17 protein-coding genes are annotated in these 17967 nt (G+C 60.2%); 6 read left to right on the forward strand and 11 right to left on the reverse strand.

Going from position 1 to position 17967, the window contains the following annotated elements; all coding sequences use genetic code 11:
- Positions 1-106: 106 nt before the first annotated feature.
- Entirely contained in the window at positions 107-1000 is an 894-nt protein-coding gene (locus tag QRN46_RS18840) for a TIGR02285 family protein (protein WP_285356481.1), read from the reverse strand.
- Positions 1001-1013: 13 nt separating this feature from the next.
- On the reverse strand, positions 1014-2213 hold the full coding sequence (locus tag QRN46_RS18845) for a CaiB/BaiF CoA transferase family protein (protein ID WP_248738214.1): 1200 nt from the start codon (positions 2211-2213) through the stop codon (positions 1014-1016).
- Positions 2214-2359: 146 nt separating this feature from the next.
- On the opposite strand from QRN46_RS18845, the gene QRN46_RS18850 reads away from it, so the two are divergent.
- From QRN46_RS18850 to QRN46_RS18865, 4 genes are all read left to right on the forward strand, one after another.
- Positions 2360-2902, forward strand: a complete 543-nt coding sequence (locus QRN46_RS18850) for a YaeQ family protein (RefSeq protein ID WP_011332624.1) — start codon at positions 2360-2362, stop codon at positions 2900-2902.
- 54 nt (positions 2903-2956) lie between these two features.
- The gene (gene recJ, locus QRN46_RS18855; RefSeq protein WP_285356489.1) at positions 2957-4666 is read left to right on the forward strand and encodes a single-stranded-DNA-specific exonuclease RecJ; all 1710 of its coding nucleotides are present in this window, start codon (positions 2957-2959) and stop codon (positions 4664-4666) included.
- 231 nt (positions 4667-4897) lie between these two features.
- Complete coding sequence (locus QRN46_RS18860; protein WP_236195858.1) at positions 4898-6004, forward strand: NADH:flavin oxidoreductase/NADH oxidase; 1107 nt, start codon at positions 4898-4900, stop codon at positions 6002-6004.
- 91 nt (positions 6005-6095) lie between these two features.
- Positions 6096-6629 carry a GNAT family N-acetyltransferase gene (locus QRN46_RS18865; protein ID WP_221615100.1) on the forward strand — a complete coding sequence of 178 codons (534 nt, stop codon included), beginning with the start codon at positions 6096-6098 and terminating at the stop codon, positions 6627-6629.
- Between the two features lie 12 nt (positions 6630-6641).
- On the opposite strand, the gene QRN46_RS18870 is transcribed toward QRN46_RS18865, so the two are convergent.
- Positions 6642-8270 (reverse strand): glucan biosynthesis protein D, encoded by a 1629-nt coding sequence (locus tag QRN46_RS18870; protein WP_085711631.1) that lies wholly within the window; start codon positions 8268-8270, stop codon positions 6642-6644.
- Positions 8271-8673: 403 nt separating this feature from the next.
- On the opposite strand from QRN46_RS18870, the gene QRN46_RS18875 reads away from it, so the two are divergent.
- A complete protein-coding gene (locus QRN46_RS18875) occupies positions 8674-8859 on the forward strand; it encodes a hypothetical protein (RefSeq protein ID WP_007954656.1) in 186 nt (61 codons plus the stop codon).
- A gap of 10 nt (positions 8860-8869) precedes the next feature.
- On the opposite strand, the gene QRN46_RS18880 is transcribed toward QRN46_RS18875, so the two are convergent.
- Entirely contained in the window at positions 8870-9061 is a 192-nt protein-coding gene (locus QRN46_RS18880; RefSeq protein WP_285356497.1) for a hypothetical protein, read from the reverse strand.
- A 90-nt stretch (positions 9062-9151) separates the two neighbouring features.
- Complete coding sequence (locus QRN46_RS18885) at positions 9152-9664, reverse strand: BRO-N domain-containing protein (protein ID WP_285356500.1); 513 nt, start codon at positions 9662-9664, stop codon at positions 9152-9154.
- A 305-nt stretch (positions 9665-9969) separates the two neighbouring features.
- Between QRN46_RS18885 and QRN46_RS18890 the strand changes: the two genes are divergently transcribed.
- Positions 9970-10527, forward strand: a complete 558-nt coding sequence (locus QRN46_RS18890; protein WP_039769587.1) for a hypothetical protein — start codon at positions 9970-9972, stop codon at positions 10525-10527.
- Positions 10528-10585: 58 nt separating this feature from the next.
- Here the strand turns inward: QRN46_RS18890 and QRN46_RS18895 are convergent, their stop codons facing one another.
- From QRN46_RS18895 to ydcS, 6 genes are all read right to left on the reverse strand, one after another.
- Complete coding sequence (locus QRN46_RS18895; protein WP_285356503.1) at positions 10586-12070, reverse strand: APC family permease; 1485 nt, start codon at positions 12068-12070, stop codon at positions 10586-10588.
- A gap of 145 nt (positions 12071-12215) precedes the next feature.
- Positions 12216-13640: a gamma-aminobutyraldehyde dehydrogenase gene (locus tag QRN46_RS18900; RefSeq protein WP_221615103.1), complete on the reverse strand. Its 1425-nt coding sequence runs from the start codon at positions 13638-13640 to the stop codon at positions 12216-12218.
- Between the two features lie 50 nt (positions 13641-13690).
- A complete protein-coding gene (locus QRN46_RS18905) occupies positions 13691-14500 on the reverse strand; it encodes an ABC transporter permease (protein ID WP_007954663.1) in 810 nt (269 codons plus the stop codon).
- The gene (locus tag QRN46_RS18910) at positions 14490-15425 is read right to left on the reverse strand and encodes an ABC transporter permease (protein WP_007954664.1); all 936 of its coding nucleotides are present in this window, start codon (positions 15423-15425) and stop codon (positions 14490-14492) included. Before QRN46_RS18910 ends, QRN46_RS18905 begins: the two co-directional genes overlap by 11 nt.
- Position 15426: 1 nt before the next feature.
- The gene (locus tag QRN46_RS18915) at positions 15427-16464 is read right to left on the reverse strand and encodes an ABC transporter ATP-binding protein (RefSeq protein ID WP_285356507.1); all 1038 of its coding nucleotides are present in this window, start codon (positions 16462-16464) and stop codon (positions 15427-15429) included.
- A 296-nt stretch (positions 16465-16760) separates the two neighbouring features.
- Positions 16761-17912: a putative ABC transporter substrate-binding protein YdcS gene (gene ydcS / locus QRN46_RS18920; RefSeq protein WP_085609162.1), complete on the reverse strand. Its 1152-nt coding sequence runs from the start codon at positions 17910-17912 to the stop codon at positions 16761-16763.
- Positions 17913-17967: the final 55 nt, after the last annotated feature.

A 17967-nucleotide genomic window follows, 5' to 3' on the forward strand; every position in this document is an offset into this window, starting at 1 on the left:
GCATTGTGCTCCGGTGCTTGTCGCTTGCTGCTACGGGTCTTTGATACAGACCACGTTTAACCCCGAGTCGTCTCCCCACTTCTCGGGGTTTCTTTTTGCCCGGATTTCACTGCGCGGCTTGTTGCTGGAAGAAAATCCGCGCCTGTTCCAGATAGTCCTGGCGCCTCTCGGGGTCGAGCCAATCGGCGTAGAGCTGGTTGAGATGTTCGTGGGGCAGGGTGCGCAACAGCTGATTGATTTCCGTGATTGCCTGCCGGCCTGCGGTAGTGTCGGTGCAGCCCACATGGCCCGACAGATACTTGCCCGTGCCGCGAATCGGGAAGAACAGCAATTCGTCCTCGGCGATCTTGGCCTGGCGCGCCTGATAACGGATTTCCGGCCAGTAACCCAGCACCACCTGCAAACGCCCCAGACGCTGCATCGACAGCAGACTGCTGAGCGCATCGTTGCCGTAGTGAGGCGTCAGCGCGCCGCTCGGTGCCTGATGCAGCAATGTATCGATGTACTCGCCATAACTGCGCTCCGCGACCACTCCGACTTTTCGCTCGCCGTTGGCCAGAAACGCCGACAGGTCGACTTCGCCCTCGACCAGAAATGGCTCCAGCACTTCGCGATCTCTCTGACGCACCACCAAGCCATTGCTGACAGCACGGAACGCGGGAATGGAGAACGCGATCCACTGTGCCCGTTCCTTGTTCCAGATCAGCGACGGGTCGCAAGCGAAGGGATGTTCATGCAGCATTTGAGTGCCACGGGCGCGATTGACCCGCATCAAGGTGTGTTCGTATTGCGGCATGCCGGCAATCAGCATCGGCATCAATTGATCGATAACGCCCTGGCCCTTTTTCGGGCCTTCGAAGATCGTCAGCGGCGGCAGGTCGCGCAGCAGCCAGATCAACGTCGGTTTGGCCTGTGCCCACCCCGGCAGCACCAGCAGAAATAGCAGGCCGAACAACCGCCAGGTCCACCAATGGTGGGCGCGGTTCGAGGCCGAGGGCATCAGGCGCTTCAGCTCAGATGGCTCCGTCTTCGCGCAGCCGGGCGATCTGCTTCTCGTCGTAGCCAAGATCGTGGAGTACCTGCGCATTGTGTTCACCGAGCTGCGGTCCGACCCATTCGGACGTGCCGGGTGTCTCAGAGAGTTTCGGCACGATGCCCGGCATCTTGAAGGGTTTGCCGTCCGGCAGTTTGGCGTGCAGGAACATTTCCCGGGCCAGGTACTGCGGATCATTGAACATGTCCTCGGCGCTGAAGATCCGGCTGGCCGGCACTTCGGCCTGGTTCAGCAGGTCCAGCACGGTTTGCAGCGGCAGCGAATTGACCCAGCGGTCGATCACCCCATACAACTCGTCACGGCGGGTGTCGCGTCCGTCGTTACTGGCGAGCGTCGGGTCATTGGCCAGATCTTCACGGCCGATGATCAGCATGAAGCGCTTGAAGATCGCATCGCCGTTGGCGCCGATCTGCACGTGTTTGCCGTCGGCGCTGGTGTGGATCGAGGAGGGTGTGATGCCCGGCATGATGTTGCCGGTACGCTCGCGAATGAATCCGAACACATCGAACTCCGGGACCATGCTTTCCATCATGGCGAAGATGGCTTCGTACAACGCCACATCGACCACCTGACCGAGACCACCGTTGACCTCGCGATGACGCAAAGCCATCAACGCGCCGATCACGCCCCACAAAGCCGCAATCGAATCGCCAATGGAAATCCCGGTGCGCACCGGCGGCCGGTCTTCGAAACCGGTGATGTAGCGCAGGCCGCCCATGGATTCGCCGACCGCGCCGAAACCTGGCTGGTCCTTCATCGGCCCGGTCTGGCCGAAACCGGACAGGCGCACCATCACCAGTTTGGGATTGAGTGCGTGAAGGGTTTCCCAGCTCAGACCGAGTTTTTCCAGCACGCCGGGGCGGAAGTTTTCGATCAGGATATCGGCTTCACCCAGCAGTTTTTTCAGGATCGCCAGGCCGTCGGGGTGTTTCAGGTTCAGCGTCAGGGACTTTTTGTTGCGTGCCTGGACGAACCACCACAGCGACGTGCCTTCGTACAACTTGCGCCACTTGCGCAACGGATCACCGCCGTCCGGCGACTCGATCTTGATCACTTCGGCGCCGAATTCGCCGCAGATGCGCGAGGCAAACGGCCCGGCAATCAAAGTACCCAATTCAATGACTTTCAGACCGCTGAGCGGTTTGTTGGCGAACGGCATGCGAGATCCTGTAGGACAAGGCTGAGCGGATACAGCGTTTTAACATAGCCGGCTGTCAGTCGCGCAAGGTTGATCGCCATCAATTCGTGGATTGCCTACAGCATCGGTTAGACTTGCCGACTTTCCTCGTATCAAGAAGCTCGTTCATGGCCCAGCCGTCCACTACCTACAAATTCGAACTGAACCTCACCGATCTTGACCGCAGCGTCTACGAGAACGTGAAGCAGACCATTGCCCGCCACCCTTCGGAAACCGAAGAACGCATGACCGTGCGCCTGTTGGCCTACGCGCTCTGGTACAACGAGCAACTTTCGTTCGGTCGTGGTCTGTCGGACGTGGATGAACCTGCGCTGTGGGAAAAGAGCCTGGACGACCGTGTCCTGCACTGGATCGAAGTCGGCCAACCGGACGCGGACCGCTTGACCTGGTGCTCCCGTCGCACCGAGCGCACCAGCCTGCTGGCCTACGGCAGCCTGCGCGTCTGGGAAGGCAAAGTGATTCCGGCAATCAAGAACCTGAAGAACGTCAACATTGCGGCTGTCCCGCAGGAAGTGCTGGAAACCCTGGCCAAGGACATGCCCCGCGTCATCAAGTGGGACGTAATGATCAGCGAAGGCACGATCTTCGTCACCGATGACCGTGGCCAGCACGAAGTCCAGCTCACCTGGCTGCAAGGCGAGCGCGGTTAAGTCCGCGCTACTCCGGAAAAATCCCACGTATCCAAGAGAAGCTCCTGTCACCCCATGCGTATCGATCCTCGCCCGTTGCCCGCCACTCTGCCGTTTCTCGGTGAATTGCCACCTTTGCTGACCCGCCTGTACGCGGCGCGGGGCGTGAAGTCCGAGGCAGAGCTGGACAAGAGCCTGGCGCGGCTGATTCCGTTCCAGCAGCTCAAAGGGATCGATGCGGCGGTTGACCTGCTGGTGACAGCGCTGGAGCAGCGGCAGCGGATCCTGATCGTCGGCGACTTCGACGCCGACGGCGCGACGGCCAGCACCGTGGGCGTGCTCGGTTTGCGCCTGCTGGGCGCGGCGCACGTCGATTATCTGGTGCCGAACCGCTTCGAATACGGCTACGGCCTGACCCCGGAAATCGTCGAAGTCGCGATGACTCGCAAGCCGCAACTGTTGATCACCGTCGACAACGGTATTTCCAGCGTAGAAGGTGTGGCAGCCGCGAAGCGTCACGGTCTGAAGGTCTTGATCACCGACCACCACTTGCCCGGCGATGAACTGCCGCAAGCCGATGCACTGGTCAATCCGAATCAGCCAGGCTGCGAGTTCCCGAGCAAGGCGCTGGCCGGGGTCGGGGTGATTTTCTACGTATTGATGGCTTTGCGCGCACGCCTGCGCAGCCTCGGCTGGTACGAGAGCAAACCACAGCCGAACATCGGTGAACTGCTGGATCTGGTGGCGCTGGGCAGCGTTGCCGACGTGGTGCCGCTGGATGCCAACAACCGGATTCTGGTGCACCAGGGGCTGGAACGGATTCGCGCCGGGCGTGCGCGGCCGGGGATCAAGGCGATCCTGGAAGTGGCCAAGCGTGAGGCTTCGCGCATTACGTCTACCGACCTCGGCTTCATCGTCGGCCCGCGCCTGAACGCGGCGGGGCGTCTGGATGACATGAGCCTCGGGATCGAGTGCCTGTTGACCCAGAATGCAGAGCTGGCCCGCGAAATGGCGGCGCAACTGGACGGCATGAACCAGGATCGCAAATCCATCGAGCAGGGCATGCAGCGCGAGGCGCTGGCCCAGCTCAAGGACTTGCCGGTCGAGTCGATGCCGTTCGGGTTGTGCCTGTTCGATCCGGAATGGCACCAGGGTGTCATCGGTATTCTGGCGTCGCGGATGAAGGAGCGGTATTTCCGCCCGACCATCGCCTTCGCCGATGCCGGCGACGGCCTGCTCAAGGGCTCGGGCCGTTCGGTGCAGGGTTTCCATATTCGTGATGCGCTGAGCGTGGTCGCGGCACAACATCCGGATCTGATCAGCAAGTACGGTGGCCATGCGATGGCGGCCGGTCTGACCTTGCCGCAGGAGAATTTTTCGTTGTTTGCCGAGGCCTTCGACGCCGAGGTGCGTAGGCAACTTCGCGAAGAGGACCTGACCGGGCGCCTGCTGTCGGACGGCACGCTGGCGGTCGAGGAGTTTCATCTGGAGCTGGCTCGTGCCCTGCGCCACGCCGGGCCATGGGGCCAGCATTTTCCAGAACCGCTGTTTCACGGGGTGTTCCAGTTGGTCGAGCAGCGGGTTGTGGGTGAGCGGCACCTGAAAGTGGTGCTGAAAACCGAATGCGGTTCGGTGAAGCTTGATGGCATCGCGTTCGGGATTGATCGCGATATCTGGCCGAACCCGACGATCAAATGGGTCGAACTGGCTTACAAGCTCGACCTCAACGAGTTTCGCGGCAATGAGACCGTGCAGTTGATGATTGCTCATATCGAGCCGCGCTAAAGATCATTGCGCCCTTTACTGAAGGGCGCAGGCATCTTCAATTGTGCTGTTTCATTTCGGAACCCTCCCTCATCCCCGGATGTCGACTAGGCTCTAAGCACTGCTTGATTGGCCTTGTGACGTCTTGTCGAATTTTTTGCCCGCGGGGGCGGGTGCTGCACCTTTTTCCTGTCACTCGTCGACTTTTCAAACAGAACCCTGGAGCCTGCCCACTGATTTGAGAGGTGCCCCATGAGTCTGCTGCTTGAACCCTTTACCCTTCGCCAACTGACCCTGTCCAACCGCATCGCCGTGTCGCCCATGTGCCAGTATTCCAGCGTCGATGGCCTGGCCAATGACTGGCATCTGGTGCACCTCGGCAGTCGTGCCGTGGGGGGCGCTGGCCTGGTGTTTACCGAAGCTACGGCGATCACGGCCGACGGGCGGATCACCGCCGAAGACCTGGGCCTGTGGAACGACGAACAGATCCTACCCCTGCAACGCATCACCCGTTTCATCAACGCGCAGGGCGCAGTGGCCGGCATTCAATTGGCTCACGCCGGGCGCAAGGCCAGCACCCATCGGCCGTGGATCGGCAAGCACGGCAGCGTCAAACCGGAGGACGGTGGCTGGATCCCGGTGGGGCCTTCGCCGATTGCCTTCGACCCGCAACACACCCAACCGAAACAGCTGGATGAAGGGCAGATCGCCCAGGTCATTCAGGATTTCGTGGCCGCAGCCAAACGTGCGCTGACCGCCGGTTTCAGTGTGGTCGAGGTGCATGCGGCGCACGGTTATCTGCTGCACCAGTTTCTATCACCGCTGAGTAATCAGCGACGTGACCAGTACGGCGGTTCGTTCGAAAACCGTATTCGTCTGGTGCTGCAAGTGACCGAGGCGGTACGCGCGGTGTGGCCGGAAGAACTGCCGGTGTTCGTGCGCCTTTCGGCTACCGACTGGGTCGAGGACGGCTGGAATCCGGATGAAACCGTGGAGCTGGCGCGACGCCTGAAAGCCTTGGGGGCTGATTTGATCGATGTCTCGTCTGGCGGCACGGCAGCCAACGCGGAAATCCCCGTGGGGCCGGGATATCAGACGCGCTTCGCCGAACGGGTGCGCAAGGAGTCAGGCATCGCCACCGGCACCGTGGGAATGATTACCGAGCCGGCTCAGGCCGAGCACATCCTGAGAACCTGCCAGGCCGATATCATCTTCCTCGCCCGTGAGCTGCTGCGTGATCCGTACTGGCCACTGCACGCCGACGATGACCTGGGGGGACGCAAAGCGGTGTGGCCGGCGCAGTATCAGCGTGCGACCCATCGGGATCAGCCGATTCACGAGTCTGATCTGCGGGATTGATTCCGACCCGCCGCAAAGCCTATAAAACCCGCCATTGAAATGGCGGGTTTTTTCTTGCCTGCCGTCCGGAATTGCAAAGGAATGTATCGCAATGTTGATCGAACGTGAGCTGACTGAATCGGACTTGCCGCTGCTGGCGCTGATCGACCGCAGCGAGTTGGTCGAGGAATGCTATCGCGTGGAAAACGGTGAGTTGATTCTGTATCCGGCGCGTTTCGACATGCGCGGCTGGCCCGAAGGGGAGGCGGAGGAAAATGCGCGGGTATTGGAAAAATGCTGGCGCAGCGGTGGGTGGCTACACGGGATTTTCGATGGCGAGACGCTGGTGGCGGCAGTGGTTGTGGATAACCGGGTTATTCACAATCAGGGTTTGAAGATGCGGCAGTTGAAGTTTCTGCACATCAGCCGCGCCTGGCGCGGGCAGGGATTGGGCGGGCGATTGTTTGCACTGGCTTGCGGGCATGGCCGGGAGGTCGGTGCCGAGGCGCTGTATGTCTCGGCGACCGAGTCGCGCAATACCGTGGAGTTCTATCAGCGCCAAGGCTGCCGGTTGCTGGAACAACCGGATTCCGAGCTGTTTGATCTGGAACCCCACGATATCCACATGTACTGCCCGTTGGCCTGACGGCTCAACGCATCAAGGGTACTTGCGCTTGTCCGGCGCCGGCGGGAAGTACTGGTACAGCCAGGTCTCACTCAGCGTGCGGTCGTTGGTGCGGATGAACAGCCGCAGCTCCACCGGATCCACGCTGTCGTTGGTCGGGTACCAGTCGAACAGGATCCGGTAGCCCTTGATGTCATCCAGCACCAGCACGCTGAAGTCCTGCACCTTGCCGTTGGAGCAAGTCACCACCGGTTCGATCCCGGTGCCCTGCGGCAGGCGATCCAGGCCGCCACCGGTGAAGTCCACAGCAAAGCGACGGGCCCAGACCGGCGGGTAATGCTCGCCCGGTGCCCAGCCTTCGACGAAGCCTCCCATGCCCGAACGGGTCGCATGCACCCGCGCCAGCGGCGTGCCGACCGGCGGCAGGGCGCTCCAGTAGAGCTTGTAGCCGTAGTTCAGCGAATCCCCGGCGGCTACCGGTTTCTTCGGCGTCCAGAACGCAACGATGTTATCGAGTGTCTCGCCGGTTGTAGGAATTTCCAGCAGATCGATAGAGCCTTCGCCCCACGCGGTTGTAGGTTCTACCCACAGACTCGGACGCTTGCTGTACCAGTCGACGGTGTCCTGATAGTTGGCGAATTCGTGGTCGGTCTGCACCAGACCGAAACCTTTCGGATCGGTGTCGGCGAAGGCGTTGAATTGCAAGGTTGCCGGGTTGTTCAGCGGACGGCAGATCCACTCGCCGTTGCCGCGCCACATGGCCAGACGATCCGAGTCATGGATTTGCGGGTGGATGGTGTCGCACATCCGGCGCTCGTGGGTGCCGCAACTGAACATGCTGGTCATCGGAGCGATGCCCAGTTGTTCGATGGCGGTGCGGGCGTTGATGTGAGCATCGACTTCCATCACCACGCGCTCAGCCTGGCAATCGATGTCGAAGCGATAGGCGCCGGTCGCGCTCGGCGAGTCGAGCAGGGCGTAGACCACGAAGCGGGTCGCGTTCTGATCCGGGGTCTCGAACCAGAACTTGGTGAAGTCAGGGAATTCTTCGCGTTTCTTGGCGTAGGTGTCGACAGCCAGGCCACGGGCGGAGAGGCCATATTGGCCAGTGGCATCCACGGCGCGGAAGTAGCTGGCGCCGAGGAACGACACCACGTCATGCCGATCCAGTTCCGGCGCCTTGAACAGCTTGAAGCCGGCAAAACCTAGGTCGCCCTTGAGCTGCTGGGTGTCGACCGAGGTGTTTTCATAGTTGAACAGCTGAGGGCGGAAATGCACCTCGCGGGCCGTGCGGGTCTTCGGATCGACGCTGTACATGCGCACCGGCTGGCGGAAACCCATGCCGACGTGGAAGAACTGCACATCGAGCTGACCCTTGTTCTCCTTCCACAGCGAATGCTCGCCGTCGTAGCGGATCGCGTTGAAGTTCTGCGGGGTCATGGTCGCCAGGGTCGGCGGCAGCACCTGTTTGGTGTCCTGATAGGCGCTGCCGGCCAGTTGCTTGGCCTGGCGCTTCAGCGTTTCAAAGTCGAAGGCCTGGGCCTCACCGTCGGCGGCACCGCCAGAGGCGGCCCAGGCGCGGGAGGCCAGCAGGCCCGTAGCCGATAGGCCGGTATAGGCCGCAATGGCCATGGACGCTTTGAGCAAATTCCTGCGGTGCATAGATACAACCTGTCGTGGACAATCCCGCGCCGTTCCTGGCACGTACTGGATCAGAAATTACGGTTCGGACAAGCCTTCGGCCAAACGCTACGGACTAGTAACAGATGCCCGCTAGCTTAATCGGTTCGCCGATTTTGCAAAATTCATTGATGGCACGGCGACAGCGTCTCAATGAAACAAGACGTTACGGTTATTTATCTCACAGACCTTTCTGATTTATAGGGCATATCTGCTTTTTTCGACTAATTACTCTAAAAACAGCTTTTCAGCGCCGATTTAATTTCTATTCTATGGGCATCGCCGGTCACGACCCATCCGACCGGCAGGGCTCAAATCGCTGCTTAAAGGAGCAGGGCGATGCGGTTATCGAAAATTTCTGACGTACTGGAAAAGGACATCGTCCATGACAAAAGGACAAGGCATCACCGAAATGCTGGGCATCTTTCCCTGCCTCACCAACGTCCGGCGAAGACGCCGGCTCAGTCCTGACGAACTGAAACTGGTGGAGCGTTACCGGGAGTTGTCGGAAAGCGACCGGATTGCGATGCGGTATCTGGTGGATGCGATGAGGAGTGTTTCGCGGTTTTGAAACAGGAGGTTCACCGTGAAAGCCATTTGGCTTTCACGGTGGCCAGATCAATCAACTTACCCGCGTCAGCATCGGCGATGCCGACATGGATTGCGTGCAGATGCTCGGCATTGCCGACTTGCTTCAGGTATCCCTCCGCTAGGCACTCATCTCTCGAGATGGTCTCTAGAATCTGCGGCATTTCAATTATTGGCTCTTTCATCTGCATAAAGCTCGGTTAGGGTTTGCAGCGCTTAACCTGTGGCGAGGGAGCAACCACCCTTGCCACAGTTTTTTTTGTTGAGTCGACTTCTCAGATACAGGTATCCAACACCGGATATGGACGCTGGCTGTGCATTAACTCGGGGACGTCGCGCCATTTGACCCAAGCTTGTTGCTGCCAATGCAGCAGCGGCACAGTAATGCCAGCCCAATGCATTGAGCTCAGGCTCGGATAGTTTTCCTCAGAGATTGTGCTGGTTTCGCGCAGCATCGGAATGACTTCGTGGCTCAGCCATTGGCGCAGGTTGCGGTTCTCCGGGACGAAGTGATGGACGAGCAATGCGAACAGGCCGGACTCGCTGACCATCGCGCAATCGACTATTTCGCCGTCCTTACGCATGAGGACATTGCGACGCTGATCAGGATCTAGTTTCAGGGTGAGGCGTTCGTTCAGGGGGTAGCCCATCAGGCGACCAAGATCCTGGACGCAGAACCACACTTGATGGTCTTGCATGAATGCGCGGAGAAAACGGTTGTGGCGGGTGAAAACGGTGGGAGTAAAGAAAGGAGAACTTTCAGAAAGACTTTGGACGTGTTTAGACATTTATCGACTCCAATGTTGAGAAAAGAGCCGCCACTCAAATGAGTGCGGTCACGCCATGTTGATATCTGTTCCGGCCTCGACACCGGGCCGCTGACTTCGCCGCCGAGAGGAAGCCTATTGGGTAACCACCTGTGCTGCCAAGTCGGTTCTGTCGACACCCACCGTAGGAAAAAGAGGGGGTTTCTGAGGGTTGTATCTGTAGGACGTGCCTGTTTTTTTACTGCAGCCAGCGACCCCATCCCTAATCGGCATTTTTTACGTTATTCATTTGAATCTCGCGAATTGCTTCAGATGATGTGAACTCAATGACGACTGTATTTATTGCTGGCTCTATCAATATCAAGAACCTTGATCCGAAGGTTAAGGAGCGTATCAGTAATATCGTTGCGTCTGAATTCGATGTGGTCGTTGGTGATGCAGGTGGTGCCGATACCTCCATTCAGGAATATTTGCTGAGTCTTGAGCGATCCAAAACTACAGTGTTCTGTAGTGGTCCAGCACCGCGGAACAACCTCGGACAGTGGCCCGCCAGAACAGTGGACTCCAAACACTCCAAAGGATCGAGGGCCTTCTTCACCGAGAAAGACGTGGTGATGGCCGAAGCCGCTGACTACGGCTTGATGATATGGGATGCGAAGAGCACCGGTACGCTCAGCAACGTCATAGAACTGTTGTCGAGAAAGAAGAAGTCCCTTGTCTTCGTCAACAAGGAGAAGGAATTCAAAGTGGTGGGAGACGTCAATCAGCTCGAAGAGTTGATTGCATTCATGTCTGACCACGCCAAGCAAAAAGCCAACGAAAAAATCAAACTGTTCGATCGTATTTCCTCGCTGAAATACGATCAGTCCGAGCTTTTCTTTTGATGCTTTGCGTCGGCTTTCTTGAACCCCGGCACTCTATCGGTGCCGAGGCCAAAATCTTTTAGTGACTCACTTTCCAGGCATCCCCAGCCGGCGCCTTCCCATGGTCATACGGCTTGCCAATCCACATGTAAACCAGCCCCAGCCCAATCACGATCGCCGTGCTCAGCACCATCGCGTAGTTGATGTACCACGCCGCATCCGGGGTGCGTGGCCAGGCCATGTTGATGATTGCGCCGACGCCGTACACCAGCGCGCCGATGTTCACCGGCCAGCCCCAGGCGCCGAGGGTGAATTTGCCGCTGGGTTTCCAGCCTTTGCTGCGGGCGTACAGGGCGGCGAGGACGATCATCTGGAACGCGAGGTAGATGCCGATGGCGGCGAAGCTGACGATGGTGGCCACGGCGTCTTGCAGGAAGAAGCCGAGGGCGATGATCAGGCCGGGCAGGACGCCGGACACGAACAGGGCGGCAACCGGCACCTGAGTCGTAGGAGAAATCTTTTTCAGCAGTCGGCTACCGATGACCATCTCATCGCGGGCGTAGGAATACAGCAGACGACTCGCCGCCGCTTGCAGGCTGATGACGCAGGAGATGAAGGAAATCATCACCACGCCCATCACCACTTTCGAGCCTATCGGGCCGAAGGCGTTGTTGAGGATGGTGGTGACCGGATCCTTGTCGGTGCCGTTGATCACCGCTTGCATGTCCGGCACAGCGAGGATCAGCGCCAGGCAAGCGAACATCGCTGCGATGCCGCCGATGTAGATGGTCATGCGCATGGCCACCGGGATTTTCTTGCTCGGGTTCGGGGTTTCTTCGGCGACGTCGCCGCAGGCCTCGAAGCCGTAGTAGAGGAACATCCCGGCCAGCGAAGCGGTGAGGAAGGCCGGCAGGTAGGAGCCGTCGACGCTGATATCGAAGGTGTTGAACAGCACGCTGATCGGCTGGTGACGCTCGAAAATCAGCAGGTACACGCCGACGATCACCGCGCCCACCAGTTCGCAGAGGAAGCCGAACATGGCGATCCGCGCCAGCACTTTGGTGCCGCTGAGGTTGACCAGTGTGGCGAACAGGGTCAGTACCAGGGCGATGACGATGTTGGTGTTGTTGCTTGGCTCAAAACCCAGCATGGCGGCGAGGTACGGGCCGGCACCGACTGCCACGGCGGCGATGGTCACGCACAGGGCTATGGAGTAGATCCAGCCGACCATCCATGCCCATTTCTTGCCCACCAAGCGACGCGCCCAAGGATAGACACCGCCGGAAATCGGGAACTGCGACACCACTTCGCCGAAGATCAGGCACACCAGCAATTGACCGCAACCGACCAGCAAATAGGCCCAGAACATCGGCGGCCCGCCAGCGGCCAGGCACAGGCCGAACAGGGTATAAACCCCTACGACCGGCGACAGATAAGTGAAGCCCAACGCGAAGTTTTCCCACAGGCTCATGCTGCGGTTGAAGTTGGAGGTGTAACCCAGTTGGCGCAGTTGTTCGGCATCGCTGTCGGCAACGGCGGCTGAGAGATCGGGTAATGCACTCATGTGTGTTTTGCTCCGTGAAATCGGCAGATTTCGGATGGCCGAAGCCGTGGCGGGGCTTGGTGAGCGCCGCCCGGATCGGTAGTTATTGTTTTGAATGCCTGGTGGTGCGTAATGCCGGTTTCTGCCTTGAAGCCGGGGGATGCCTTTAGTGCTTGAACATCACATGCCGAACCGTGGTGTAGTCCTCCAGCCCGTACATGGACATGTCCTTGCCGTAGCCGGACAGTTTCTGACCGCCATGAGGCATTTCGCTGACAAGCATGAAGTGCGTATTCACCCAGGTGCAGCCGTACTGCAAGCGTGCGGACAAGCGATGGGCGCGTCCTACATCCGCCGTCCACACCGAGGACGCCAGGCCGTAGTCCGAATCGTTGGCCCACTCCAGCGCCTGGGCTTCGTCGGTGAATTTGGTCACCGACACCACCGGCCCGAACACTTCGCGGCGGACGATTTCGTCGTCCTGCTGCGCGTCGGCCAGCACCGTCGGTTCGAAGAAGAAACCGTTGCCGTCCACCGCCTTGCCGCCAGTGATCAAGCGAATGTGCGGTTGCGCCACAGCGCGTTCGACAAACCCGGCCACGCGGTCGCGATGCTGGGCGGTGATCAGCGGCCCGAGCTCGGTCGACGGATCATCCTGCAAGCCGTACTTGATGCTGCTGACCGCTGCGCCGAGCTTCTCGACGAACTTGTCGTAGATGCCTTGCTGGGCGTAGATCCGGCACGCGGCGGTGCAGTCCTGGCCGGCGTTGTAGAAACCGAAGGTACGAATGCCTTCGACTGCCGCGTCGATGTCGGCGTCGTCGAAGATGATTACCGGCGCCTTGCCGCCCAGTTCCATGTGCATGCGTTTGACGCTGTCGGCGGTGCTGGAAATGATGTTCGAACCAGTGGCGATGGAGCCGGTCAGCGAGACCATGCGCACTTTCGGATGGGTCACCAGCGGACTGCCCACGCTCGGTCCACGCCCGAACACCAGATTGAGTACACCCGCCGGGAAAATGTCCGACGCCAGTTCGGCCAGACGCAACGCGGTCAGCGGGGTTTGTTCCGACGGCTTGAGCACCACTGTATTACCGGCGGCGAGGGCCGGGGCGATTTTCCAGGCGACCATCATCAGCGGGTAGTTCCACGGCGCGATAGAGGCGATTACGCCCACCGGGTCGCGGCGGATCATTGAGGTGTGGCCGGGCAGGTATTCGCCGCCGGCCGAACCGCTCATGCAACGGCTGGCGCCGGCGAAGAAACGAAACACGTCGGCAATCGCCGGGATCTCGTCGTTCAGCGCGGCGTTGTAGGGTTTGCCGCAGTTGTCCGATTCCAGTTTCGCCAGCTCTTCGCCGTGGGCTTCGATGGCGTCGGCGAGTTTCAGCAGCAGCAGCGAACGGTCTTTCGGCGTGGTCTGCGACCACTCGGCGAAGGCACTGTCGGCGGCGCGCACGGCGGCATCGACCTGAGCCTCGGTGGCCTCGTTGATTTCCACCAGCACGTCACCGCGTGCCGGGTTGAGCACCGATTGCGCCGGGCCTTCGCCGTTGACCAGTTGGCCGTTGATCAAGAGTTTGGTTTGCATGTTGTTGTCCTCTTTCTACTGCAAATTCAGGGTGGGAAAGGTCAGGGAAATCATTTACCGCCGCTGCCGGCCACACTCTCGCCACCCCGGGTCAGGTAGTAGGCGCCGAGGATCGGCAGCATGGTCACCAGCATCACGAGCATCGCCACAACGTTGGTCACGGGTACGTCCCGTGGGCGGCTCAACTGGTTGAGCAACCACAGCGGCAAGGTGCGCTCATGGCCGGCGGTGAAAGTGGTGACAATGATTTCGTCGAACGACAGCGCAAACGCGAGCATGCCGCCCGCGAGCAGCGCCGAGCCGAGGTTCGGCAGGATGATGTAGCGGAAGGTCTGCCAGCCGTCGGCGCCGAGATCCATCGACGCTTCGATCAAACTGTGTGAGGTGCGGCGCAAGCGGGCGATGACGTTGTTGTAGACGATCACCACGCAGAAGGTCGCGTGGCCGACGATGATGGTGAACATCCCCGGCTCGATCCCCAGCGTCTTGAAAGTCGCCAGCAACGCGATCCCGGTGATGATCCCCGGCAGTGCAATCGGCAGGATCAGCATCAGCGAAATGCCCTGCTTGCCGAAGAAGTCCCGGCGATAAAGCGCAGCGGAAGCGAGGGTGCCGAGCACCATTGCGATCAGCGTGGCGATGGCCGCGATCTGCAACGACAGCTTGATCGCTTCCAGCACGTCCGGCCGGGAAAACGCCACGCTGAACCAATGCAGCGTGAAGCCTTTCGGTGGAAAGCTGAATGCCGCGTCTTCGGTGTTGAAGGCGTAGAGGAAGATGATCAGGATCGGGAAGTGCAGAAACACCAGCCCGCCCCAGGCTGCAATGCGCAAGCCTATTGAAGCCTTTTCAGAGTGCATCGAAGGCCCCCAGACGTTTGACGATGGACAGGTAAATGGCGATCAGCACGATTGGCACCAGGGTGAACGCCGCAGCCATTGGCATGTTGCCGATCGCGCCCTGCTGCGCGTAAACCATGCTGCCGACGAAGTAGCCCGGCGGGCCCACCAGTTGCGGCACGATGAAGTCGCCCAGGGTCAGCGAAAAGGTGAAGATCGAACCGGCCGCAATCCCTGGCACCGACAGCGGCAGAATCACCTGCATGAAGGTCTGGCGCGGCTTGGCCCCGAGGTCGGCGGAGGCTTGCAGCAACGATGGCGGCAGGCGTTCCAGCGAGGCCTGGATCGGCAGGATCATGAACGGCAGCCAGATGTAGACGAACACCATGAACCGCCCCAGATGCGAGGTCGACAAGGTGCTGCCACCGACCCCGGGAATCCCCAGAATGAACTGCAGAACCGGCTCCAGCCCCAGGTGCTGAACGAACCACTGCGCCACGCCGCCCTTGGCCAGCAGCAGCGTCCAGGCGTAGGCCTTGACGATGTAACTGGCCCACATCGGCATCATCACCGCGATGTAGAAAAACGCCTTGGTCTTGCCGGTGGTGTAGCGCGCCATGTAGTAGGCAATCGGGAACGCGACGATGGCGCTGGCGATCGACACCACGACGGCCATGCTCAGGGTGCGCAGGATGATGTCGAAGTTCGACGGCTGAAACAGCGCGGCGAAATTGGCCAGGGTCAGGTCCGGGGTGACCGCCATGGTGAAGTCGTCGAAGGTGTAGAAACCTTGCCACAACAGCACCAGCAGCGAGCCCAGATAGATCGCGCCGAACCACAGCAGCGGCGGCACCAGCAGCATCGACAGATACAGATTCGGCTTGCGATAGAGCAGGTTGGAAAACCTGCGCAACGGCGCCGATTGCGGGAGGGCGAGGGCGGTCATGTCACACCCCGCTCGCAACGGTGTCGTGCAACGGAATCATCGCTTCCCGCGCCCAGCGCGCGCTGATGCGCTGACCGGTCTGGTGCTGCGAGCTGGTGTCGATCCACTGATTGTTGGCCTGGCTGATGCTCAGGGTCTGGCCGTTTTCCAGCTTCAGTTCATAGCGCGTGGCGCTGCCCTGATACTGGATGTCGTGGAGCAGACCACTGACTTCGATCTCGTGGCTGGCCAGCGGGCCTTCGGCGAAACGCACGTGTTCCGGGCGGATCGAAAACGGCTGCGGATGACCGCTGAGCTGGCGCGCCAGATCGCCACGAATCACGTTCGAAGTGCCGACGAATTCGGCGACGAAGGTAGTGGTCGGTTTCATGTACAGATTGCGCGGCGTGTCGACCTGTTCGATGCGGCCCTTGTTGAACACGGCCACGCGGTCGGACATCGACAGCGCTTCGGTCTGGTCGTGAGTGACGAAGATGAAGGTGATGCCGAGCTGGCGTTGCAGCTTCTTCAGCTCGCTTTGCATCTGTTCGCGCAGCTTCAGGTCGAGAGCGCCCAACGGCTCGTCGAGCAACAACACTCGCGGGCGATTGACCAGGGCGCGGGCGAGGGCGACACGCTGGCGCTGACCGCCGGACAACTGCACCGGTTTACGGGCACCGTAGCCGCCGAGGGCGACCATGTCCAAGGCTTCTTCGGCGCGCTTGTGGCGTTCGGTTTTGTTTACGCCTTTGACTTTCAAACCGTAGGCGACGTTGTCCAGCACGTTCATGTGCGGGAACAGCGCGTAATCCTGAAACACGGTGTTGACGTCGCGTTGATAGGGCGGCAGGCTGGCGGCTTCGGCACCGTGAATGCGGATCGAGCCGGCGCTCGGTTGTTCGAACCCGGCGATCAGGCGCAGGCACGTGGTCTTGCCCGAACCGGAGGGGCCGAGCATGGAAAAGAACTCGCCGTCCTGGATATCGATGGAAACCCGGTCAACGGCTTTCACTTCGCCGAACTGCCGGGAAACGTTAGTGAACTGGACTGCAAGCGTCATGGTGCGGTGCTCCGAAAAGGCGAAGGCCGTCGCAGCGGCCCTGCCTGGACTTCTGAAAAAACTGGATCGTTTGGCGGTGTATGCCCGTGTTGGCTCACCTTTGATGAGGGCGACGCGGTTCGCTTTTAGCTCCCTCTCCCTCCGGGAGAGGGCGGGGGGTGAGGGCAGCGGTTTCGGCCATTGCTCGAATTTCAGAAGCAAAGTCAAAAGCTACCCCCTCATCGGCACGCCGCCCGCCCAGCCCTCTCCCCCAGGGGGGCGAGGGGAAAGGGGGCAGACCGAGTCGTTCCGGAGTGCTACCTACCGCCCATAATCGCAATGTAGTCCTGCGTCCACCGGCTATACGGCACAAACTTCCCACCCTCAGCCTGCGGGGTTTTCCAGAAAGCGATCTTGTCGAACTGATCGAACCCGTTGGTTTTGCACCCCTCGGCACCCAGCAGTTCACTACCCTGGCAAGCCGCCGGAACCGCTGGCAACGAACCGAACCAGGCCGCCACATCACCCTGGACTTTCGGTTGCAGCGACCAGTCCATCCACTTGTACGCGCAGTTCGGGTGCTTGGCTTCGGCGTGCAGCATGGTGGTGTCGGCCCAGCCGGTGGCGCCTTCTTTCGGCACGGTCGAAGCGATCGGCTGTTTCTCGTTGATCAGCCCATTGACCTGATACGGCCAGGCGCTGGACGCGACCACGCCTTCGTTCTTGAAGTCGCTCATCTGCACCGTGGTGTCGTGCCAGTAGCGGTGGATCAGTTTCTGCTGGGCGCGCAACAGTTCCAGCACAGCCTTGTACTGATCTTCGGTGAGCTGGTACGGATCCTTGATTCCCAGCTCAGGCTTGGTGGATTTCAGGTAAAGCGCCGCATCGGCGATGTAGATCGGGCCGTCGTAGGCTTGCACGCGGCCCTTGTTCGGCTTGCCGTCCGGCAGGTTCTGCGCGTCGAACACCACGTTCCAGCTGGTCGGCGCGGTCTTGAACACGTTGGTGTTGTACATCAGCACGTTCGGGCCCCACTGGTACGGGGTGCCGTAGGTCTGGTTGTTGACGACGTACCACGGTGCGTCTTTCAGGCGCGGGTCGAGGGATTTCCAGTTCGGGATCAACGCGGTGTTGATCGGTTGCACACGCTTGCCGACGATCAACCGCAACGAGGCATCGCCCGACGCGGTCACCAGGTCGTAACCGCCCTTGGCCATCAGGCTGACCATTTCGTCAGAGGTGGCGGCGGTTTTCACATTGACCTTGCAGCCGGTTTCCTTCTCGAAACCGGTCACCCAGTCGTAGGCCTTGTCGCTTTCACCGCGTTCGATGTAGCCGGGCCAGGCGACGATATCCAGCTGGCCTTCGCCGGCGCCGACGGCTTTCAGCGGCTCGGCGGCCTGCAGGCTGGCGCTGGCCAGCAGGGCCGTGGTGATTGCACTGAGCAGTGCGGTCTTGTGCACGAACATGGTGAACCCTCTTCTTCAAATTATGGTCGGGGCAGTTGTGAACGCGGTGGAGCAT

The sequence above is a fragment of the Pseudomonas sp. lyk4-R2A-10 genome (genome assembly GCF_030209075.1).
In the GTDB taxonomy this organism is placed as follows: domain Bacteria; phylum Pseudomonadota; class Gammaproteobacteria; order Pseudomonadales; family Pseudomonadaceae; genus Aquipseudomonas; species Aquipseudomonas glycinae.